The sequence below is a fragment of the Aeromonas sp. ASNIH5 genome (assembly GCF_002902865.1).
GTDB lineage: Bacteria > Pseudomonadota > Gammaproteobacteria > Enterobacterales > Aeromonadaceae > Aeromonas > Aeromonas caviae.
Genome location: NZ_CP026122.1, coordinates 1,657,832 through 1,678,762 on the forward strand (window position 1 = coordinate 1,657,832; position 20,931 = coordinate 1,678,762).

Genomic DNA, 20,931 nt, shown 5'->3' on the forward strand with positions numbered 1-20,931 from the left:
CAGTGAAGAGGGGGTGCCAAGGCGCGCCCTGTTGAATCCCATCGGCCCCAGACAGGTTGCACTATGTTTCGTCCCAAGAGCACGTTTGAGCAATGGCGGATCTTTCAGGCGGTGGTGGACTGCGGCGGTTATGCCCAGGCTGCCGAGGCGCTGAACAAGAGCCAATCCTCCCTCAATCATGCGGTTGCCAAGCTGCAACAGAGTCTGGGGGTGGCCCTGCTGGAGGTGCGGGGACGCAAGGCGGTGCTGACGCCGGCGGGGGAGATCTTCCTCAAGCGGGCGCGCCAGCTCAGCCAGCAGGTGGAAGAGCTGGAGAACCTGGCCAACAACCTGGAGCGGCAGTGGGAGCCGCAGATCAACCTCTATGTGTCCGTGGTGCAGCCGCGGGAGCGCCTCTACCGGGCGCTGGCCCACTTCTACCCCCGCAGCCGCGGTTGCCGCATCAACCTGCACGAGCGGATCCACTGCCACTTCAATGCGCTGCAGGCGGGAGATCTGATGCTCTCCGAGCACCTGCCCCAGGATCGCACCGGCCTGCCGCTGGACGAAGTCTGTCTGCTTCCTCTGTGCCCAGCGGGCCACCCCCTTGCGGAGCAGGGAGAGCCCATCACCGCCGAGGTGCTGGCCAGCCACAACCAGATAAGCCTGCATCCCCCCATCCACCGCTCGGTGGACTGGAACGATGCGGACGACACCGGCTGGAAGGCGACCCACTATCATGAGGTGCTCAACATGGTGCGCCTTGGCATGGGTTACGCCTGGGTGCCCCGCCACCTGGTGCAGGAGGAGCTCGCCGAGGGCTCGCTGGTGCAGCTCGATCTCACCGGCGGCAGCGAGCGCTATCTCTACACCTACCTGCTCACCCCCTCAGTGGAGGCGCTGGGGCCGGCGGCAGAGCTGCTGCTGCGCTGCCTGCGCATCGAATACCAGGGAGACAACCCCAGGTAAGACCGCTTCTTCCCCGCACGACCGGGCACTGGTGCCGGCACATCCGGGCATCGGCTCCCCTTTGCATCCCCTATACGTTGGGGACCCGCCAGCAGGCGGCCAGCGCCATCAGCGCCAGGGCCGCCGCCACCATGAAGACCCCGTGGAAGCTCCAGAGCTCCGCCACCGTCCCCGCGATGGCCCCCGCCATGATGGAGCCGGTGCGGATGCTGTTGGAAAAGAGCGTGGTCGCCACCCCGGCGCGCCCCGGCATCAAGTCCTGGAAATAGGACATGCCGATGCCGGCCACGATGCCGATGAAGATGGCATTGAGCAGTTGCAGCGCAATGAGGGCATGCTGGCTCGACAGGGTCACGAGACCGCCATAGAAACCGACCCCGGCCAGCACCGCCAGCAGCATCATGGGCCGCTTGCCGAAGCGCCGGGTGTAGTAGCCCGCCAGCAGCATGAAGGGGATCTCCAGGGCCGCCGCCGTGCCCATCAGCAAACCGGCCAGCTTCTCCTCCAGCCCCAGCTCGCGGGTGATGTAGAGGGGCATGTTGATGAGGTACATGCTGTTGCAGGTCCACATCAGGGTGGAGGCGATGAAGAGCGCCCGCACCGACGGATCCCGCCAGCTGCTCACCCGCTCCACCTCGCTGTCCATCACCGGCAGCGGCAGGGAGGGAAGCCAGCGCCACACCACGAAGGCGCAGATGACATAGGCCAGCGCCGAGGCCAGATACATCACCTTGAAGCCGTAGCCGATGGCGAGCGCGAAGGCGATGGGCGGCCCGATCACCCAGGCCAGGGAGAACTGGGCCCGCAGCACCGAGCTGAACATGTCGGCCTGTTTGTTGCGGCTGTCGGCGTATTCCCGCGCCAGGGCGAACAGCTGCGGGCTGGCGGTGGCGGTCAGGCTCGCCAGCAGCACCCCCAGGCTCACCAGCAACCAGTACTGCCGGTTCCAGGCAAACAGCAGGGAGAGCACGATGCCGGCGAAGCAGCAGCGCAGGATCAGCTGCTTGCGATCCCCCTTGTTGTCGGAGCGGTGGCCGAGCCACTGGCTGATGAGGATGCCGATCACCGCGTTCACCGTGTAGAAGAGCCCCACCAGGAAGGGGCGCACCTGCACCTCCTCGGCCAGAAACAGGCTCAAGGTCGGCACCTGCAGCGCCACCGCCACCCCGGTCATGAAGGTCACGGCGAGAAACGAGAGAGAGACGGGATCCGGCCTCTTGCGGGCAGCAGACAGCAAACTCATAGAGATACCATTGATATGGAAGAAAAAAAGGAGCCAGATGCGGGCGGGCTTGGCGTATGGCGGCGGCTATTTTATGCCATTATCAACAGCCACCTCAAGGGTTGCGGGGGGGCGTCCAAGTCCGTACATTGGAAGCCCATCCAGCGCCAGTACAAGGATTTAACATGTTTGATTTTGACCGGGAAATAGATCGCAGCGGTACCATGAGCCTGAAATGGGACAAATACAAGGATCAGGATGTCCTGCCCATGTGGGTCGCAGACACCGACTTCGTCTCTCCCCCCGCCGTACTGGAGGCCCTCACCAAACGGGTCGCCCACGGCATCTTCGGCTATTCGCGCCCCTCTCCCCGGCTCATCGAACTCATCGTATCGCGTCTGGCCAGCCGCTATGGCTGGACCATCCAGCCCGAATGGCTCGTCTTCCTGCCCGGGGTGGTGCCGGGCCTCAACCTCGCCTGCAAGGCCTGGAGCCAGCACGGGCGCGGCATCATCACCCCCAAGCCGGTCTACTACCCCTTCCTGCAGGCGCCGGGCTTCAATGACCGCCCCCTGCTCACCGTCCCCGTGGTAGAGGAAGAAGGCCGCTGGGTGCTGGATCTCGAAGAGCTTGAGCGTCAGGCCCCCTCGGCGGATCTGCTGCTGCTGTGCAACCCCCACAACCCGGGCGGCACCGTCTTCACCCGGGAAGAGCTGCTGGCCATCGACGCCATCGCCGAGCGCCACAACCTGGTGATCTGCTCCGACGAAATCCACTGCGACCTGCTGCTGGACAAGGATGCCCGCCACATCCCCTATGGTGCCCTGAGCCCGGAGGCGGCCGAGCGCTCCGCCGTCATGATGGCGCCGAGCAAGACCTTCAACATCGCGGGGCTGTGCTGCTCCTTCGCCGTGATCCCCAATGCCCGCCTGCGGCTCAAGCTGCAACACGCGATGCGCGGCATCAGCGCCGACGTCAATCTGCTGGGGTTCGTGGCGGCCGAGGCGGCCTATGAGGGGGGCGAGCAGTGGCTGAATGAACAGCTCGACTATCTGGCCGGCAACCTGGCCCTGATCGAGCAGGCCGTGGCCCGCTGGCCCGGCGTCAAGCTGGCCCGCAACCAGGCCACCTACCTCGCCTGGATCGACATGAGCGCCCTGGGCCTGGACGATCCCGTCGCCTTCTTCGAACAGGCGGGCGTGGGTCTCTCCCCCGGTGCCCAGTTCGGCAACGGCCAGTTCGTGCGGCTCAACTTTGGCTGCACCCGGGCCCGTCTCACCGAGGCCCTGGCCCGCATGGAGAAAGCCATTCTCCAGACCCGCTAGCGAACCGTCCCGGGCGGCGGCCCCAGGCCGCCCGGTGCGCGCAAAAGCGGTAAAATCCGTTCAGCTTCCCGTCTGATACGGATAAGATGAGGCTCATCACGGGATGAGCCCGCCTCCTCCTCATGTTCAGCCACGGTTTCGGTCCACTATGCGCCCATTCGCCTTCTCTGCCCTGTTGCGTCTGTCACGTACCGCCCTGCCCTGGCTCGCGGCCGTGCTGGCGCCCTCCCTCTTCGCCTCCCCCGCCTATGTCACCATCGGCACGGGGGCCCTCAACGGCGTCTACTACCCGACAGGAGGCGCCATCTGCCGCCTGCTCAACGAGGAGAGTGCCCGCCACGGCCTGCACTGCACGGTGCAGAGTACCTCGGGCTCCATCGCCAATCTGGCGGCGCTCGCCAAGGGAGAGGTACAGCTCGCCCTGATGCAGTCGGATGTGCTCTACCATGCGGTGCACGGCAGCGGCCCCTTCGCGGGCCAGGCCCCGGACGATCAGCTGCGCAGCCTCTTGCGGCTCCACAAGGAGTCCCTGACCCTGATTGCCAGCGCCACCAGCAACATCACCACCCTGGCCGACATCAAGGGCAAGCGGGTCGATGTCGGCGCCCCCAACTCCGGGGACAGGGTCACCAGCCGGGCCCTGCTCGATGCCATGGGGTGGCGGATCGCCGACTTCAGCCGCCCGCCCGTGATCTCCCCGGGCAACCGGCTGGAGGGGCTCTGTGACGGCACCCTGGATGCCGCCTTCGTGGTCGCCGGTCACCCCAATCAGGCCATCGGCGATCTCACCGGCCGCTGTCAGGCCCGCCTCATTCCCATCGAGGGGGAACAGGTGGACAAGCTGCTCAAGCAGCACCCCTACTATGATCGCAGCCGCATCGGCGCCAACCTCTATCCGGGGCAGACAAGCGGCGTCAATACCTTCGCCGTCACCGCCGAACTGGTGGCGCTGGCCAGTCTGCCCGAGAGCGAGGTGCGCACCCTGCGGGACGTTCTGAACGAGCGGCTCAAGCAGTTCACCCGGCTGCATCCGGCACTGACCACCCTCACCTGGGAAGGCATGCAGGCGGGCAGCATCGCCCTGCTCCATCCCGGCATGCTGGATGCCGTGCCCACCATCCCGGCGGACACCCTCACGGCATCCGGTGCCGGGGCGACATCGGGTGCCTTGCCGACCTTGTCCCCGGCGAGCAGCGCGGCCACACCGACCGATGGGACAGGCCCCCTGGAAGGCACCGCGCCACTGGAGGGGTCCGACACCTTGCCGGAGCAGCCGGCCGCCGCGACCCTCTCAACCAGTTCGGGGGCGGCCTCCACCAACCAGGCCCCGGCCCTGACCGAGCCGCCCACACCGGGCAGCGCAACCCTGGCGCCAGGCCATCCCCTGACCCCGCCTGAGGCGCCCGCCTCGGCGGCAACGCCGCTGGAGGCGCCATCACCGGAGGCCATGTCGGCCAGCCCGCCCAGCCACGCGGTGGGGACCACAGCCCCCGCCGGGCAATGAACACCAACCAAGAGGCCACCCCAGGGGTGGCCTCTTGGTTATCGGGAACGGGCGCCTGGCCTGTCACGGCGCCAGCAGCAGCGCCGGATTCTGGATCTCCTCCTCCACCCAGTGCAGCAGTTGCTTGATGGCCCGCGACAGCACCTGGTTCTGGCGCACCACGTACCCCAGGCTGGTACCGGGAAAATCGGTGAGCCGGGTCACCGGGGCGGTCAGCTTGAGCCTGGGGTGAAGGGAGAAATCCGGCACGATGGCGACGCCAAAGCCCGCCTCGGCCCAGTCGAGCTGGGCATCCACGCTCCCCACTTCCATGATGCGGCAGCTCGGCAGGCCGAGCAGGGGCAGGGAGGGATCGATCAATGCCCGGGTCCGGGTGTCGTGCCCCAGCAGGATCAGGGTGGGCTCGTCCAGAGGATCGCTCTCTCCCGAGCTGGCCCGCGCCTGCCAGCGGGCCAGGCCGTGCCCCAGGGCACACCAGGTCACCTGCTGCAACTCGGTGTAGAAGAGCGGCTCGCTGCGCTTTTGTGCCATCACGAAGCCCAGATCCGCCTTGCCCGCCCGCACCAGATCCGCCGCCTGATCCGAGGTGGTGTTGAACAGGGTGAGGTCGATGCCGGGGAAGGCCTGCTTGAAGCGCTGGAACGGCTGGATGAGCAGCAGGCGCGAGATGATGTCGCTGGCGGCGATGGCGAGCGTACCCTGGCTCAACTGGCTCAGGGCATTGAGATCGGACTGGCAGAGTTGCAGCTCGTTGATGGCGCGCTCGGCGCTTTGCAGCAGCCGCTCCCCCGCCTGGGTCAGGCGAAACGGGCTGCGCTCCACCAGCTTGACCCGGGTCGCCTGCTCCAGGTTCTTGAGGTGCAGGCTCACATTGGGTTGCGTCATGTGCAGTTCGGTGGCCGTCTGGCCGAAGTGCTGCAACCGGGCCAGGGTGACGAAGGTGTGCAGCCAGTGAATGTCCAGCATGGGGGTCCTCTTCTCCCGGGTCGATGGCAGGGCCAGCGCCGCCAGGGCACGGGCACCACGAAAGGGAGTGCGGTGTCGATAATGGCACCGGAATTATATGGCTTTCTTATTGGAATTATAAAGATAATTAATTTTTCTAATCCTCACGGGGCTCCTAGGATGGACGCCTAACGTCTTAGGAGAAAGAGTCATGTCGTCTATCGTAGTCGTAGGTGCTAACTGGGGTGATGAAGGCAAAGGCCGCATCGTCGATTATCTGGCAGGCCAGGCTGGCGCCAGTATTCGTTTCCAGGGCGGCAACAACGCCGGCCACACCGTGGTCAACGATCTGGGCACCTTCAAGCTGCACCAGGTGCCGAGCGGCGTCTTCAACCCGGATTGCCTGGTCGTGCTGGGCCCCGGCATGGTGATCAGCCCCGAGAAGCTCACCGTCGAGCTGGAAGAGGTCAAGGCCTCCGGCGTCATGCCCAAGCTCGCCATCTCTGACCGTGCCACCCTCTGCCTGCCGCTGCACGCACTGGAAGACACCCTGGAAGAGCAACGCCTGGGTGACGGCGCCTACGGCTCCACCCGTCAGGGCATCGCCCCGGCTTACGGTGATCGGGTCATGAAAAAGGCGATCCTGGTGGGCTGGCTGAAACAGCCGGACGTGCTGGTCGAGCGCATCCAGTTCATGCTGGACTGGAAACTGCCGCAGATGAAGGCTCTCTATCCGGACTTCGAATTCACCCAGACCGCCCAGGAGATGGCCGACTGGCTGCTGGAAGTGTCCGCTCCCTGGCTGGACGCCGTCTGCAACGTCAGCATGCCCCTCAAGGCACTGCAAGCCGAAGGCAAGACCCTGCTGTTCGAAGCCCAGCTGGGTGCCGGCCGTGATCTCATCTACGGCGAATACCCCTGGGTCACCTCCTCCCACGTTTCCGGCGCCTACGCCGGCATCGGTGGCGGTCTGCCGGGCCTGCGCCCGGAGCGCGTCATCGCCGTGGCCAAGGCCTTCAGCTCCTCCGTCGGTACCGGCACCCTGCTGACCGCCATGGAGAACCAGGACGAGTTCCGCAAGATCACCAACGAGTTCGGCGCCACCACCGGCCGTCCCCGTGACGTGGGTTACTTCGATGCCGTCGCCACCAAGAACGGCGTCGAGCTGCAGGCTGCTACCGAAGTGGCCCTGACCAAGCTGGACTGCCTGACCGGTCTGCCGGATCTGAAGATCTGCGTGGCCTACGAAGGTGCCCACACCGAGAACCCGATCTGGCCGCAGACCGCCGCCCTCACCCCCGTCTACGAGAAGATGGAGAGCTGGAGCGAAGACATCAGCGCCTGCCGCACCTTCGCCGAGCTGCCCAAGGCTGCCCAGGACTATGTGCTGCGCATCGAAGCCCTGCTGGGCGTGCCGGTGCCCATGGTCTCCGTCGGCCCGGGCCGTGACGAGATGATCCTGCGCTAAGGCCCCTCGCCTCTCCCAAAAACCGGCATCCCAGGATGCCGGTTTTTTTATGCCCCTCAAAAGCCCCGAACAGCTCACAAAAGCCACCTCTATGGCATAATTTGAGCCATACGGGCACTCTGTTTTGAGCCAGCCCCCTTAGAGTGAATGCCATATTCACACAAAGGAGTGCCCATCATGAGATCCCCCATTATCCCGCTGCTGCCCCTGTTCTGCCTCGCGGCTCTGCCCGCCGGCGCCATGACCCTCAAGAGTACCGACATCCGCGAGGGTGAATCCATGGACAAGGTCTTCAGCTTCAACGGCTTTGGTTGCAGCGGCGAGAACCGCTCCCCCCAGTTGAGCTGGCAGAGCCTGCCCGCCGGCACCCAGAGCGTCGCCATCACCGCCTATGACCCGGACGCCCCCACCGGCAGCGGCTGGTGGCACTGGCTGGTGGTGAACCTGCCGGCCAGCCAGAGCGAGCTGCCGAGCAATGCCTCCGGCAAGATCAAGCAGGGGCTGGAGCTTGGCACCGACTACGGTATCCAGGGTTATGGCGGCCCCTGCCCGCCCGCCGGTCACGGCATGCACCGCTACCAGTTCACCGTCTGGGCCCTGCCCAAGGCGCTGGAGGTGAAGGCCAACACCCCGCCCGCCATGGTAGGCTACATGCTCAACAGCCTCGCCCTTGGCAAGGCCACCCTGACCGCACTTTCACCACCCCCTAGGAGCCCGCCCGATGAGCACGCCCCTGCTGCAACTGAATCATTACTTCGGGATCCGCCAGCAGCCCCTGCGCCGGGTGCTCATCTACGCGCCGACCCTCATCTGGGTGCAGCAGGGCCGCAAGCAGCTGTGGTGGCGGGAGCAGCGCCTCTCCTTTGACAAGGAGAGCTGGCTGCTGATCCCGGCGGGTCACCGGCTCACCTTCGTCAACCAGCCGGAGCAGGGCTCGTTTCGCTCCCAGGCGCTCACCCTGCTGGCCCCGCCACCGGCCGAGTGGCTGGCAGAGAGCACCCTCGATCTCCTCAAGCCACCGGCCATCAGGGTGACGTCAGCCCTCGCCTTCTGCTTCGATCTCGTCACCACCATGGCGCAGCGGCAGCTCTGCGAGACGGCCCAGACCCAGCTGCTGCAAGGGTTTTATGGCGAGCTCAGGGAAGCGGGGGGCCTTGGCCTGCTCTTTCCTGCCACCACCATGACCCTGGGGGAACGGCTGGCCCGTTACCTCAGCGTGGAGCCTGGTCTTGATCACCGGCTGGAGACGGTAGCGACCCACTTCGCCATGAGCCGCGCCTCCCTGGTCCGCAAGCTGGCCGCCGAGGGACGCAGCTTTCGCCAGGTGCTGACCCAGGTACGCCTGGGGCACGCCCTCACCCTGCTGCAACAGGGGCTCACGCCGCTTCAGACCGCCCTCGCCTGTGGCTACGACTCCCCCGGCCGCTTTGCCGCGCGCTTCAAGGAGGAGTTCGGCCTGACCCCCCACCAATACCTGCGTACCTGCCCCTCCTCTCTCTCGCTGACTGCCACCACAAAAGTAAATAATTACTAAAATATAAGACTATGTAACCTCGTGTAACTGGGTGATCCGGCTCACACTCGCCCCTCCTGCACTGTGACACAGCGCCAATAATCCCGTCAAAATCGCCCTATAATGGCTCTCGCAAACGCTTTCACTAAAATAATCACTAAAAAACACCTTCCTTAACCTACAAAAACTGCCATTGGAGCGAGAGATGTTTCGTAAAAATTTACTTTCCATCACCCTGAGCGTCGCCCTGTTCGGCCTCACTGCCTGCAACGGCAATGACTCCAGCAGCCCGGCCGCCCCCAGCGCCACCCTGGCGAACCAGTATCAGAACGTGATCGACCGCAGCGGCACCCCGCTCCAGTTCCGTGACTTTGACAGCTACGCCAACCTCAAATACAACCCGCTGCTCGATCTCGGCGCCTGGCACGGCTTCCTGCTGCCCGCCAGCGACAGCGAGTGGGGCGGCTTTACCGGCCCCATGGTCATCGCCGAGGAGTACAGCCTGTTCTTCGCAAGCGAATTGGACAAGCTGACCCTGAGCGACGAGAGCGGCCGCGCCTTTCCGCTCACCAGCGCCAGCAAGCAGGCGCTGTACGCCATCCCGGGGGCGCTGGTGCAACGCTTCGAATTCGACCCCTTCACCCTGGAGCTGGAGCTGCGCTACGGCGATGCCCGCACTGCGCTGGTTCGCACCCGCCTCATCAACCACACTGACGCCCCCCTCACCCTCAAGCTCAACTGGCAGGGGGAGCTGCTCAACCAGTGGGATGCCAACAAGACGGTCGCCGAACAGTACCCCGCCTGGACCCGCACCATCAGCCAGACCGAGCGCGGCGTGGCATTCCAGTTCGGCAAACTGCGCAGCACCTGGAACATCATGCAAAGCGGCAGCGCCAGCTACCGCATCGATCGCACCCTGCCCAGTCGCACCACCCTCGACGAGCAGGGGCTCGGCTACGTGAGCGAGGCCAGCCTCACCCTGGCAGCCAAGGGCCAGCAGGATATCTACACCCTGCAGAGCTATGTCCACAGCAGTGCTGACGCGAGTCGCTTCGAGCAGAGCCGCCAGGCGCTGCTGGCCGACCCCGCCAGCCATTTCGACGACGCCATCCGCCGCTGGGAGGATTACCTGGCGCGCGGCCTCTCCAATCAGGGGATCCCGGAGTCGGAGCGGCGCATCGCGGTCAAGGCGATGGAGACCCTCAACGGCAACTGGCGTTCCCCCGCCGGTGCCATCCTGCACGACGGGGTGACTCCCTCCAACACCGCCCGCTGGTTCGACGGGGTCTGGGCCTGGGACAGCTGGAAGCACGCCTATGCCATGGCCCACTTCAACCCCGAGGTAGCCAAGAACAACGTGCGCGCCATGTATGACTACCAGATCCAGGCCGATGACCCGGTCCGTCCGCAGGATGCCGGCATGGTGATCGACGCCGTCTTCTACAACAAGCTCGCCGATCGCGGTGGCGACGGCGGCAACTGGAACGAGCGGGACACCAAGCCGCCCCTCTCCGCCTGGGCCATCTGGGAGATCTACAGCGCCACCCAGGACAAGGCCTTCATCGCCGAGATGTATCCGAAGATCCAGGCCTATCACGACTGGTGGTACCGAGCGCGGGACAACAACCGCAACGGCATCATCGAATATGGCGCCACCCGCCACGTCGAGCACAACGACGAGTTCGGCAACATCACCTTCAAGGTGCAGTACCCGACGGGGGCACCGGCCGGGCTGGATCTGTCGAGCTGTACCGATGAGGGAGATGGCTGGTATGGCTGCGCCGGCATGGCGCTCTATCAGCAGGTATTGAGCGTTGGCGGCTACGCCGACATGGATATCGGCGCCCAGCACGGCGCCGGCTGGGAGTCCGGCATGGACAACGCCGCCCGCTTCGGCTTTATCGAGCCGGATCAGCTCAAGCGCTATGCCGACAAGACCTATGGCGGCGACATGGCCAAGGCGCGCCAGGACTGGAACGTCTTCTTCTTCGAAAACCATCAGGACGACGGCAGCCTCATCGGCTTCTCCATCGATCAGGAGTCGGTGGAGCTCAACGCCTTCCTCGCCAAGGAGAAACGCATCCTGGCCGACATGGCCGAACTGCTCGGTAAGCCGGACGAGGCGAGCCGCTATCGCGAAGGGGCGACCCAGCTGGCCGGTTATATCAACAGCTGCCTGTTCGATGAGGCCTCCGGCTTCTATTACGACCGCCAGATAGCCCAGGGGGATCTGCCCGACGCCAACGGCTGCGTCGGCAAGCTGTTGACCGCCCGCGGCCGTGGCCCGGAAGGGTGGAGCCCGCTCTGGGCCGAGGTGGCGGACAAGGAGAAGGCGGCGCGGGTACGCGAGGTGATGCTCAATACCCAGGAGTTCAACACCAAGGTGCCGCTCGGCACGGCGGCGCTGACCAACCCGGCCTACGATCCCGACATCTACTGGCGCGGCCGGGTCTGGCTGGATCAGTTCTACTTCGGGGTGAAGGGACTGGAGAACTACGGCTATCGCAGCGATGCCCAGACGCTGGTCAACAAGCTGTTTGCCAACGCCGAGGGGCTGGCGGGCAGCGGCCCCATCCGCGAGAACTACAACCCGGAGACCGGCGCCATGCAGGGGGCCAGCAACTTCAGCTGGAGCTCGGCCCACCTCTACATGCTCTACCGCAACTTCCTGAAAACAGAGGGTTGATCCCTCTTTGCAGGAATGAGCCAACAAAAAGGCCTCCGCAAGGGAGGCCTTTCTTATGGCGGCACCGGAGATGGCGACTTACTTGACGGTCACCCGGGCAAACTTGCGCTTGCCGACCTGGTAGACGGCGGTACCGGCACCGATGAGTGCCTTGCCATCTTCCAGCTTCTCGCCGTCAACCTTGACCGCGCCCTGCTTGATCATCCGCAGCGCTTCGGAGGTGGTGGCCACCAGATCGGCATCTTTGAGCAGGTTGGCGATGGCCAGCCCTTCGCCTTCCAAAGCCAGCTCGACTTCCGGCATTTCGTCCGGAATGGCGTTCTTGGAGAAGCGCTGGGTGAAGTCTTCGTGGGCCGCTTCGGCCGCCGCCTCGTCGTGATAACGGGCGATGATCTCTTTGGCCAGCCAGATCTTCACGTCGCGCGGGTTGAGAGTGCCGGCAGCAATGCCCGCCTTGAACTCTTCGATTTCAGCCAGCGGACGGAAGGAGAGCAGTTCGTAGTAGTTCCACATCAGATCGTCGGTGATGGACATGATCTTGCCGAACATCTCGCCCGGGGCATCGTGCACGCCGATGTAGTTGGCAGCGGACTTGGACATTTTCTTGACGCCATCCAGGCCCACCAAGAGCGGCATCATCAGCACGCACTGGGTCGCCATGCCGGCATCTTTTTGCAGCTCGCGGCCCATCAGCAGGTTGAACTTCTGATCGGTACCGCCGAGCTCGACGTCCGCCTTCAGCGCGACCGAGTCATAGCCTTGCAGCAGCGGATAGAGGAATTCGTGAATGGCGATGGACTGGCCGTTGCTGTAGCGCTTCTTGAAGTCGTCGCGCTCCATCATGCGGGCCACGGTCTGCTTGGCCGCCAGCTTGATCATGCCGGTCGCGCCCAGCTCGCTCAGCCAGGTCGAGTTGTACTCGATGCGGGTCTTGGCGGGATCGAGGATCTTGAACGCCTGCTCGGCATAGGTGAGGGCGTTGTGCTTGATGGCCTCTTCGGAGAGCGGCGGACGGGTGGCGTTCTTGCCGGAGGGGTCACCCACCATGGCGGTGAAGTCACCGATCAGCAGGATCACTTCATGGCCCAGATCCTGGAAGGTCTTCAGCTTGTTGAGGATCACGGTATGACCCAGGTGGATGTCCGGCGCGGTCGGGTCCATCCCCAGCTTGATGCGCAGGGGGCGCCCTTCCTTCAACTTGGCGATCAGTTCTTCTTCAACCAGAATTTCTTCCGCTCCGCGCTTGATCTCGGCTAGCGCCACCTCGAGCTGGGACATTTTTTGACTCTCCAATCACGATTCCACAGGGCCAGACATATTACTGGAATGGCGGGCCAATTGGAAAGGCGGTAAACTCCGACCTTCTTCCGGGTTCAACTTTGTCTGCTTCTCATGGTCCTTTGGCACGCCTTCAACTCTCTCCCTCACTGGCACCGCAAGATGGTGCTTATCCTGAGCATCATGGTGATGATGCTGGCGGCCTGGCCGAGCGAACAGGCAGTCGCCACCCGGGTCGATGTCAACGACAACGAACTGGCCGTCGAGCAGCAGGTCGACGAGGAGGCCCAGCTGGCACGGGCCGAGCCCGTCATCCCGCCCAAACCGCACTACGTCACCAGACAGGTGAAGGTGCGAAGCGGCGACAACATGGGGGTCATCTTCCAGCGCCTGGGCCTCAGCACCACGGATCTGCACCTCATCGACCAGCTCGAGGGCACGGATACCCTGCGCCTGCTCAAACCCGGTCAGGAGCTCACCTTCAAGCTCACCAAGGGCGGCGAGCTGCACAGCCTCTATTACCCCCACAGCCTGGAGCAGGCGCTCAAGGTGAACCGCCGGGATGACGGCTTCGTGGCCAGGCCGGTGAAGATCGAGCTCGACACCCGCGAACAGGTGGCCCAGGGGGAAATCCGCTCCAGCTTCTGGGGCGCCGCCGTCGAAGCGGGCATGACGGAAGACCAGATCATGGATCTCGCCGCCATCTTCGGCTGGGACATCGACTTTGCCCAGGACCTGCAACCGGGAGACAGCTTCCGGGTGGTCTACCAGGACAAATACCAGGATGACGAGCGGGTTGCCTCCGGCGACATCCTGGCCGCCGAGTTCGTCAACCAGGGGGCCATCTACCGTGCCGTGCTGAACACGGATGGCAACTACTACACCCCGGACGGCAAGGCGATGCGCAAGAGCTTCCTGCGCGCGCCGGTCAACTTCAAATACATCAGCTCCAACTTCAATCCGCGCCGCCTTCACCCGGTCACCGGCAAGGTGCGTCCCCACAACGGCATCGACTACGTGGCGCCGGTGGGGACACCCATCATGGCGGCGGGCGGCGGCAGCGTGGTGGCCGCCGGCTACAACCAGTTCAACGGCAACTACGTCTTCATCAAGCACGCCGGCAACTACGTGACCAAGTATCTGCACCTCTCCAAGCGCACCGTCAACAAGGGGCAGCGAGTGAAGCAGGGCCAGACCATCGGCCTGCTCGGCGGCACCGGCCGGGTCACAGGCCCGCACCTGCACTATGAGTTCGTGGTGGGCGGCGTACACAAGAACCCGCGCACCCTCAACCTGCCCCAGGCGGAGTCTCTCAGCGGGCGGGCGCTGGCCAGCTTCAAGGCCCAGGCCATGCCCCAACTGGCCAAGCTGGACAGCCCCGAGCTGCAACTGGCCAGAAACAAGGGCAACGGTGACGACAGCTGACCGCTGTCGACCAAGGCGGAACACGGTATCAGACCGTTCCTCTGCATCATTGAAAGGGGGTTGTCATGACTGAGCGCTATATAGGCTGGATGTCCGGTACCAGAGCGGGGCATGGTATCGAACCGTTCCCCCGCATCATTGAAAGGGGTTGTCATGACTGAACGCTATATAGGCTTGATGTCCGGTACCAGTATGGATGGTATCGACGCCGTGCTGGTGACGATGGATAGGGAAGCGCTTCGAGTAGAGGCGGCGCTGTGCCATCCCTGGCCAGCGGAGACCGCCCACGAGCTGCACGCCCTCTGCACCCCGGGGGAGAACGAAATCGACCGCATGGGGGTCGCCGACAACCTGGTGGCCCGCGAATTTGCCGCCGCCACCCAGGCCCTGCTCGCCAAGGCGGCGCTGACTCCCAAGGAGATTCGCGCCATCGGCAGTCACGGCCAGACCATACGCCACCGCCCAGCCCTCGGTTTTACCCTGCAGATTGGCAACGCGGCCCTGCTGGCGGCCCTGACCGGCATCGACGTGGTGGCCGATTTTCGCACCATGGACATAGCCCTCGGCGGTCAGGGGGCGCCCCTGGTGCCCGCCTTCCATCAGGCGCTCTTTGCCCGCCCCGGTGCCCTGCGGGTGGTGCTGAACCTCGGCGGCATTGCCAATATCTCGGTGCTGCCCGGCCAGGCCGACGGGGGGGCGGGTTCAGGGGTATATGGCTTCGATACCGGCCCCGCCAACACCCTGCTCGATGGCTGGTATCGCCGCCACCATCCACACGGTGACAGCTATGATGCCGGTGGCCAGTGGGCCGCCAGCGGCAAGCTTATTCCTGCGCTGCTGGAGCAGTTGCTGGCTCACCCCTACTTCGCCGCCCCCGCCCCCAAGAGCACGGGGCGTGAGATGTTCACCCTCGACTGGCTCGACGGCGAGCTGGACGGCTGCGCATACGCCCCCGCTGATGTGCAGCGTACCCTGCAATCCCTCACCTGCCACAGCATCGCCCGCCAGTTGCCCACCCACCGTGATGCGCCAACCCGGCCCGAGCTGTTTGTCTGCGGCGGCGGCGCCCACAACGCCCCGCTGCTGGCGGAGCTTGCTGCCCTGCTGCCCGACTGGCATCTGACCAGCACCGCCCAGCTCGGCCTTGCACCGGACTGGGTGGAAGGGGCCGCCTTTGCCTGGCTGGCACAACGCTTTATCCAGCGAAAGCCGGGCAACCTGCCTGCGGTGACCGGTGCGAGCCGCCCGGCGGTGCTGGGCGCCCTCTATCCCGCCTGAGCCGCTTCCCGAGCGCCCTCCCCTCTAATGGAACAAGCCCGAACAGGTGCACCTGATCGGGCTTGTTGTTATGCCTGGCGCCAGATGGCGCAGACCCGTCACTCTGTGCTCCCTACCCGAGCCGATCTTTCAACCTGGCCGCCTGCGCCTTGAAGGTCTCATAATCGGCGACATGCCGGCTCCTGGCTGCGGTGATCCACTGCACGCCCGTCTCGTCGGCGTGGGAAAATTCGATGCAAAACTCATATTTCGCGCTGGAGAGCAGCCCCATCAGCGCACCAGACAGAAAACCCACCAGGGGCAGGAAGAGCACGATGAGCCAGTTGCCCGCCTGCTCGTAGGAAGGGGTGAAGTAAAAGAGCACACTGGAGGTGACCACCCCCAGCAACAAGGTCTTCTTGAGCCTATCCATCCAGCCGAGTGCTTTTACCTGCACGCCGACGATGCGGTCCAGATCGTAGCGATCCTTGTTCACCCTCAGTGTGTTGTCCGACTGTTCAATGGCAATGGCCATCCTGATACTCCGTCCTGTTGGCTATGGCGATAAGGGGTTGCCGTGGCGGCCCCGGATTGTGCATCCCATGATCATGACGGACCAGCAGCCAGCCACGGGGTGATGGGCGGCACCTCCCCCAACAGGAACACACGCTGCGCATGGTATCGTATGGCGCCAAACATCAAAAGACGTTCACATCAAAAGGCGAGGTGGATCACCTTCTATCCACCCCTTGTCCCCCGTGCAGCCGTTGGCTTTTCTGGCCATCCTCTCATGGGCAAGGTAGCCGGGGGATCAGGGGTCAGTGAGATTACAGCCCCGTGATGACCCTCAGGAGGGGCGGGCCGATGGGATGGCGCCATAGGCCCGCCCCTCGAGAGCACTCCCATGGCCCTAGAAGGCCCACTTCAGGAAGCGGTTTACCTGGCGCTTGACCGGTGCACAGAGCGGCGGTTTGGGAGGCTCCAGGTTGATCTGTCTGCGGCCCACCCTGGCTTCGCCCCGCAGCAGGATCTGGAGATAGTGGGGGTGCTGGCGCTGGATGAATCGAGAGATCTCATGGGCCCAGGGTTTGGGGACTCCCCACAGGGTCGAGGCCAGGGCGCCGACGATACAGAAGAAAGCGGGCTCGTGCATGCCCATCCTGACGCCATTCTCCAGCGCCTCCTTGAAGGAGCCCGAATGGGCGATGCAGGTCATCACATTGACCATGAAGGCGGCATAGTCATCTTCCCCGCCGTGGCCCACCCTGGCCACCAGCCCGGCCTGCGGCCTGTAGCCGAACTGGTGGCCGATGTGCTCAAGCACTGCATTGCGCTGGCGAATGACCTTGGCATAGAACATCAGCATGGCGGTACAGTCGAGCGCCTGGCTCAAGGCCGCCTGATGGGGATGGGTCTGGGTGGGACGGGGGGTGGTCAGCAGCGCGATCTCCTCCGAGATGGCGAGCAGACCGATGGGCACCGCCGTGCTGATAAAGGCGAGGTCAATGGCGATCGCCAGGTCCTGGCCCTCCTCCATCCGGCCGATGACCACCTGCTCGGCAAAGAGGCGACGCTGGCGCTCGATAAAGGCGCCATAGATCAGGGCCCTGAACTTCTTCTGGGGATAGGGGGTATCGAGCAGGGTCTCCATGGTCAGGATGGCGGCACCGGTGCGACCGCGCAGTTGATAGTCGGGGGCGAGGGGGAAGTGCTTGCCTAGGCGGGGGGGGTGGCCGAAACCCGCTGGTGCGGCTGTACATGTCACCCAGAATGAATCCAAGCATAAAACCTCCGAAGTCAGATGACGGGGATCGCGATGCGATCGCATGTGCCACTCCCGGGCAGATGAGTGCCGATCCGTGCTGCTCGTCGGCAGGGTCCCTGATTTCATTATTAATCATACAGTTAATAATCCACCCAAACCCCGACCCAGGTCGCAATAACGGCAGTTGATGACAAAAAGCACAAATAAGGGTGGTGCGGGGAAGATGAGCTGGCTGCATCGCAAGGAGTGCGGGATACGTCAGGGCGGCAAAGCAGGGCGGACTCCGGGGCCCCCTCACAGGGAGGGTCATGACAGGAGTGATATGCATCGGGGGGCGGCAAGTCGGGGCAGGCAAGGGGAAGGCCCCCTCCCCTTGCTTATGAGCCTTGTTGGCGGGGTGCGTTCGCGCCGCTGAAAAGATATGGCATAGGCGATGTGGCGACCCGCCCATGTCAGCCTCCGCCGCAGGGGCTAAAATGCGCCCTCTCTTTCTCCCGTATTTATGTCATGACCTGTGGCCATGCAAAGAGGGTGAATGTTATTTCAGTGTGCTCGCCACAGCATATTTTGGCGGCGCTGAACAGGGCGTCGAGAGAGCGATAAATAGATAGCTATGCAAAACCGGGAGAATAAGCTGCAATTTCGCCAAAAGTATTAACGGAGGATTCACAGGCTGTAACCCTGATGCGCGACAATATGGCGCTATCTGGTTCCACTTTCATGGTAAAGCGGGATCATCATCACCTTTATTTGCCATACCCGTCATGAATTGAATCGCAAAATGAATATATTTCACTCTGTTGAGCCACTTCATAGAAACAGGATCCCGGTTTGCATCCCCGGATAACCGCCCCCTAAATAACTGATCCCAATAGTGCTACACCTTCGCTGTGCCATAGCCATTCCCCGGGAAAGGAGACACGGTATCCATGAAGTGTTTCACTCGGGCCAGCAGGTTTGCCATCCCTCTGCATTGATGATTGCGCGTGATGGTTTCATGTAACTTGTGCCATAGCCGTTCTATGTGATTAACCCAAGGGCTGTAAACTGGCTGGAACACCAGGCAGAACTTGGGATTCTTCTTCAACCATCGCTCGGTCTGTTTGCTTTTGTGAATGATGTAGTTATCGAGGATCAACGTGATGGTTTTGGCTCGTCGGTAGTGGTGGCGCAGCTTTTCCAGCATGGCAATAAACAGCGATGAGTTTTTCTTGATCCCGCTGACGTAAAGTACCCTTCCGTTGCCTGCGTGGAGAACGCCTGCCAGATAATGCTTGGCATTCTGCCCCGGTGTGACAACCCGCTTTTGCTGCGCTCTGAACATCCAGTCGGCTCCTAATTTGGGATTGAGGTCTATATCGACTTCATCCTCATAAAACACCGGATTATCGGCATCACAGCGGGCCAGCGCGGCGTCGATATTCGCCATTTTTTCCTGATAGGCTGGGTCTTTTATCCGCAAGGTCGGCACGGGCCTGCGCCAGACAATGCCCATACGAGGTAACCATCGGCGGAGCGTGGAGGCTGCCACATTGAGCCCTGTTAACCGATTGATTTTTATAGCCAATAGTTCAGTACACCAACGGCTGCGCTGATAACCAAAATCTTGCGGAGAAAACTGCATGAGCAGCACCAGTAAGGTGACAATCTTGGCGATAGGTAAGACTGGGGCACGGCCAGCCGGTAAGGCTTCTAGCGCATCTATGCCTTCATCTCGATACCACCGAAGCCAACGACCGATGGTCGAGCGCGCAGCGCCGGTAAGGTGATGAACATCGGTGATCGTGCGTCCTTCATGTAACAGCAAGATGGCCATCAAGCGACGAGCATGTCCTTTATCACGGGTGGCATGGATGATTTTGTGAATGCGGCGCCGTTGTGGTCGTGGCAGAGGTGGTAGGATAGGCATCAACTCAGTCCTTTGGGTGTGGCTTGTTTTGTTTAGCGACTAATCAGATCGCACAAACTGGACTGAGTTCCCTTCCTCCGGTGATCTACTATTCGGAACAGCTATTTAGAATTCTCCCGTCTGAATCACCAGGCCAACTTCTCTCCCTTGTCTGTTGCACGCGCTGTCTGCATCGAAACAGGGCTCGACACTGTGATGATCGTTCTCCTTTTCTCCGTCGCCCTGCGGCGGGAACGGGCAACTAACTGTTGCCGCAATATCACGAGTCATCAGCGTGCCGTATTCGGCCAGGGAAGAACAATGCGGCCCGGACCCTACATCAAAAACGAAAAAGGAGTATCGCCATGAGTGGTACCATCATCAAGTCAGCCAGAAATACCCCCAATGCGCCTCAGGATCTGGGGCCCTATACCCAGAGCGTGGCCTTCTCCCACTACAACAATATTGCCGCCCAGCTCCCGGTCGATCCGAAAACGGGCGCGCTGGTCGCAGGGGATATCCAGGCGCAGGCCAGACAGTGTCTCACCAATATCCAGGGCATCGTCGAGAGCATTGGCCACGGCATGGAGGACATGGTGAAGGTGACCCTGTTCCTCGCGGACATCGCCGACCTCGATGCCGTCAACGCCGTCTATCGGGCATTCTTCCCCCACTCGCTGCCGACCCGCACAGTGCTCGCCGTCGCCAGTCTGCCGCTCGGCGCCAGGGTGCAGATGGACGCCCTGCTCTCCAACGGGGAAGGCACCTTCCCCCAGGCTCCCTGCCCGCTGCTCAAACTCGCCCGCAATAGCGACCACGCCCCGCAGGATCCGCTCTCCAGCCAGAGCGTCGCCTTCTCCCATTACAACAATATCGGTGCCCAGCTGCCCCTCAACCCCGCATCCGGCGCTCTGGTTGACGGTGGCATTCGCGAGCAGGCGGCCCAGTGCCTGCGCAATATCAAAACCGTGCTGGAGAGCATCGACGTGCCCTTCGACGACATCGTCAAGGTGACTGTCTATCTGACCCACCTCGCCGATCTGGACGCCGTCAACGAGGTCTACACCACCTTCTTCCCGGATTCCGCCATCGCCCGTGCCGTCGCCTATCTGCCGGCCCGCAGCGTGATCGCGGCCTCTGCCCTGCCGCTGGGTGCCCGGGTGCAGATGGATGCGGTCATCTCCCACGGTGACGGCACCCCGCCCCAGCTGGTGGAAGACAGGCACAACCTGGTGATCCGTGCCCGCAATACCGACAAGGCGCCGCGCAGCCCGCTGCATACCCAGAGCGTCGCCTTCTCCCACTACAACCATATCGCCGGCCAGTTGCCGCTCGACATGACCACCGGCAAGGTGCTGACCGGTTGCGTCCGTGAGCAGACCGCCCAGTGCCTCGGCCATATCAAGACCATCGTCGAGAGCATCGGCCATGTGATGGACGATATCGTCAAGGTCAATATCCAGCTTGCCAACATCGCGGATCTGGCGGAGGTGGATGCCATATACACCAAGTACTTCCCGGCCTATCTGCCTGCCCGCACCGTGATTGGCGTGAGCGAGCTGCCCGCCGGCGCCCTGGTGCAGATTGATGCGGTGATGTCCAACGCCGAAAGCACCCCGCCGCAGGTGTAAGGGTTGTTGCTAATAGTAAAAAATGTATGGAGATGGTATTCACCTGACAGTTGCCCACAAAAGGGAGTGGTCATAC

15 protein-coding genes and 1 pseudogene are annotated in these 20,931 nt (G+C 63.1%); 10 read left to right on the forward strand and 6 right to left on the reverse strand.

The features are described 5' to 3' along the window. Positions 1-63 precede the first annotated feature (63 nt). Entirely contained in the window at positions 64-948 is an 885-nt protein-coding gene (locus C2U30_RS07425; RefSeq protein WP_103243543.1) for a LysR family transcriptional regulator, read from the forward strand. Positions 949-1,018: 70 nt separating this feature from the next. Here C2U30_RS07425 and C2U30_RS07430 read toward each other — a convergent pair whose 3' ends face one another. Beyond that, positions 1,019-2,191, reverse strand: a complete 1,173-nt coding sequence (locus C2U30_RS07430) for an MFS transporter (RefSeq protein ID WP_041212605.1) — start codon at positions 2,189-2,191, stop codon at positions 1,019-1,021. A 164-nt stretch (positions 2,192-2,355) separates the two neighbouring features. Here C2U30_RS07430 and C2U30_RS07435 point away from each other — a divergent pair, with 164 nt between their 5' ends. Both C2U30_RS07435 and C2U30_RS07440 read left to right on the forward strand, forming a co-directional pair. Further along, positions 2,356-3,495 carry a MalY/PatB family protein gene (locus C2U30_RS07435; protein ID WP_103243544.1) on the forward strand — a complete coding sequence of 380 codons (1,140 nt, stop codon included), beginning with the start codon at positions 2,356-2,358 and terminating at the stop codon, positions 3,493-3,495. 148 nt (positions 3,496-3,643) lie between these two features. Next, positions 3,644-4,999, forward strand: coding sequence for a TAXI family TRAP transporter solute-binding subunit (locus C2U30_RS07440; RefSeq protein ID WP_103243545.1), 1,356 nt, complete (start codon positions 3,644-3,646; stop codon positions 4,997-4,999). A 63-nt stretch (positions 5,000-5,062) separates the two neighbouring features. On the opposite strand, the gene C2U30_RS07445 is transcribed toward C2U30_RS07440, so the two are convergent. After that, on the reverse strand, positions 5,063-5,965 hold the full coding sequence (locus tag C2U30_RS07445; protein WP_041212603.1) for a LysR family transcriptional regulator: 903 nt from the start codon (positions 5,963-5,965) through the stop codon (positions 5,063-5,065). 190 nt (positions 5,966-6,155) lie between these two features. On the opposite strand from C2U30_RS07445, the gene C2U30_RS07450 reads away from it, so the two are divergent. From C2U30_RS07450 to ygjK, 4 genes and pseudogenes are all read left to right on the forward strand, one after another. Beyond that, positions 6,156-7,412 (forward strand): adenylosuccinate synthetase, encoded by a 1,257-nt coding sequence (locus tag C2U30_RS07450; RefSeq protein WP_103243546.1) that lies wholly within the window; start codon positions 6,156-6,158, stop codon positions 7,410-7,412. A gap of 177 nt (positions 7,413-7,589) precedes the next feature. Further along, a pseudogene (locus C2U30_RS07455) lies at positions 7,590-8,120 on the forward strand (YbhB/YbcL family Raf kinase inhibitor-like protein); the annotation flags it as partial. Between the two features lie 13 nt (positions 8,121-8,133). Next, entirely contained in the window at positions 8,134-8,946 is an 813-nt protein-coding gene (locus C2U30_RS07460) for a helix-turn-helix transcriptional regulator (protein WP_042865154.1), read from the forward strand. A 184-nt stretch (positions 8,947-9,130) separates the two neighbouring features. Next, entirely contained in the window at positions 9,131-11,611 is a 2,481-nt protein-coding gene (gene ygjK / locus C2U30_RS07465) for an alpha-glucosidase (protein WP_103243547.1), read from the forward strand. Positions 11,612-11,689: 78 nt separating this feature from the next. On the opposite strand, the gene tyrS is transcribed toward ygjK, so the two are convergent. After that, a complete protein-coding gene (tyrS, locus tag C2U30_RS07470; protein WP_103243548.1) occupies positions 11,690-12,889 on the reverse strand; it encodes a tyrosine--tRNA ligase in 1,200 nt (399 codons plus the stop codon). Positions 12,890-13,003: 114 nt separating this feature from the next. Here tyrS and C2U30_RS07475 point away from each other — a divergent pair, with 114 nt between their 5' ends. Continuing rightward, positions 13,004-14,314 (forward strand): peptidoglycan DD-metalloendopeptidase family protein, encoded by a 1,311-nt coding sequence (locus C2U30_RS07475; RefSeq protein ID WP_103243549.1) that lies wholly within the window; start codon positions 13,004-13,006, stop codon positions 14,312-14,314. A gap of 153 nt (positions 14,315-14,467) precedes the next feature. Further along, positions 14,468-15,592, forward strand: coding sequence for an anhydro-N-acetylmuramic acid kinase (locus C2U30_RS07480; protein WP_103243550.1), 1,125 nt, complete (start codon positions 14,468-14,470; stop codon positions 15,590-15,592). Between the two features lie 112 nt (positions 15,593-15,704). On the opposite strand, the gene C2U30_RS07485 is transcribed toward C2U30_RS07480, so the two are convergent. The 3 genes from C2U30_RS07485 to C2U30_RS07495 form a co-directional block, all read right to left on the reverse strand. Next, on the reverse strand, positions 15,705-16,106 hold the full coding sequence (locus tag C2U30_RS07485; RefSeq protein WP_233721082.1) for a hypothetical protein: 402 nt from the start codon (positions 16,104-16,106) through the stop codon (positions 15,705-15,707). A 375-nt stretch (positions 16,107-16,481) separates the two neighbouring features. After that, a complete protein-coding gene (locus C2U30_RS07490; protein ID WP_233721084.1) occupies positions 16,482-17,336 on the reverse strand; it encodes a hypothetical protein in 855 nt (284 codons plus the stop codon). An 877-nt stretch (positions 17,337-18,213) separates the two neighbouring features. Next, complete coding sequence (locus C2U30_RS07495; protein ID WP_001809438.1) at positions 18,214-19,245, reverse strand: IS630-like element ISAhy2 family transposase; 1,032 nt, start codon at positions 19,243-19,245, stop codon at positions 18,214-18,216. A gap of 344 nt (positions 19,246-19,589) precedes the next feature. Between C2U30_RS07495 and C2U30_RS07505 the strand changes: the two genes are divergently transcribed. After that, positions 19,590-20,855 carry a RidA family protein gene (locus tag C2U30_RS07505; RefSeq protein ID WP_103243552.1) on the forward strand — a complete coding sequence of 422 codons (1,266 nt, stop codon included), beginning with the start codon at positions 19,590-19,592 and terminating at the stop codon, positions 20,853-20,855. Positions 20,856-20,931 lie beyond the last annotated feature (76 nt).

Coding starts and splice junctions, on each gene's coding strand:
- C2U30_RS07425 (WP_103243543.1), top strand. CDS start 64: ATGTTTCGTCCCAAGAGCACGTTTGAGCAATGGCGGATCTTTCAGGCG.
- C2U30_RS07430 (WP_041212605.1), bottom strand. CDS start 2,191: ATGAGTTTGCTGTCTGCTGCCCGCAAGAGGCCGGATCCCGTCTCTCTC.
- C2U30_RS07435 (WP_103243544.1), top strand. CDS start 2,356: ATGTTTGATTTTGACCGGGAAATAGATCGCAGCGGTACCATGAGCCTG.
- C2U30_RS07440 (WP_103243545.1), top strand. CDS start 3,644: ATGCGCCCATTCGCCTTCTCTGCCCTGTTGCGTCTGTCACGTACCGCC.
- C2U30_RS07445 (WP_041212603.1), bottom strand. CDS start 5,965: ATGCTGGACATTCACTGGCTGCACACCTTCGTCACCCTGGCCCGGTTG.
- C2U30_RS07450 (WP_103243546.1), top strand. CDS start 6,156: ATGTCGTCTATCGTAGTCGTAGGTGCTAACTGGGGTGATGAAGGCAAA.
- C2U30_RS07460 (WP_042865154.1), top strand. CDS start 8,134: ATGAGCACGCCCCTGCTGCAACTGAATCATTACTTCGGGATCCGCCAG.
- ygjK (WP_103243547.1), top strand. CDS start 9,131: ATGTTTCGTAAAAATTTACTTTCCATCACCCTGAGCGTCGCCCTGTTC.
- tyrS (WP_103243548.1), bottom strand. CDS start 12,889: ATGTCCCAGCTCGAGGTGGCGCTAGCCGAGATCAAGCGCGGAGCGGAA.
- C2U30_RS07475 (WP_103243549.1), top strand. CDS start 13,004: ATGGTCCTTTGGCACGCCTTCAACTCTCTCCCTCACTGGCACCGCAAG.
- C2U30_RS07480 (WP_103243550.1), top strand. CDS start 14,468: ATGACTGAACGCTATATAGGCTTGATGTCCGGTACCAGTATGGATGGT.
- C2U30_RS07485 (WP_233721082.1), bottom strand. CDS start 16,106: ATGGCCATTGCCATTGAACAGTCGGACAACACACTGAGGGTGAACAAG.
- C2U30_RS07495 (WP_001809438.1), bottom strand. CDS start 19,245: ATGCCTATCCTACCACCTCTGCCACGACCACAACGGCGCCGCATTCAC.
- C2U30_RS07505 (WP_103243552.1), top strand. CDS start 19,590: ATGAGTGGTACCATCATCAAGTCAGCCAGAAATACCCCCAATGCGCCT.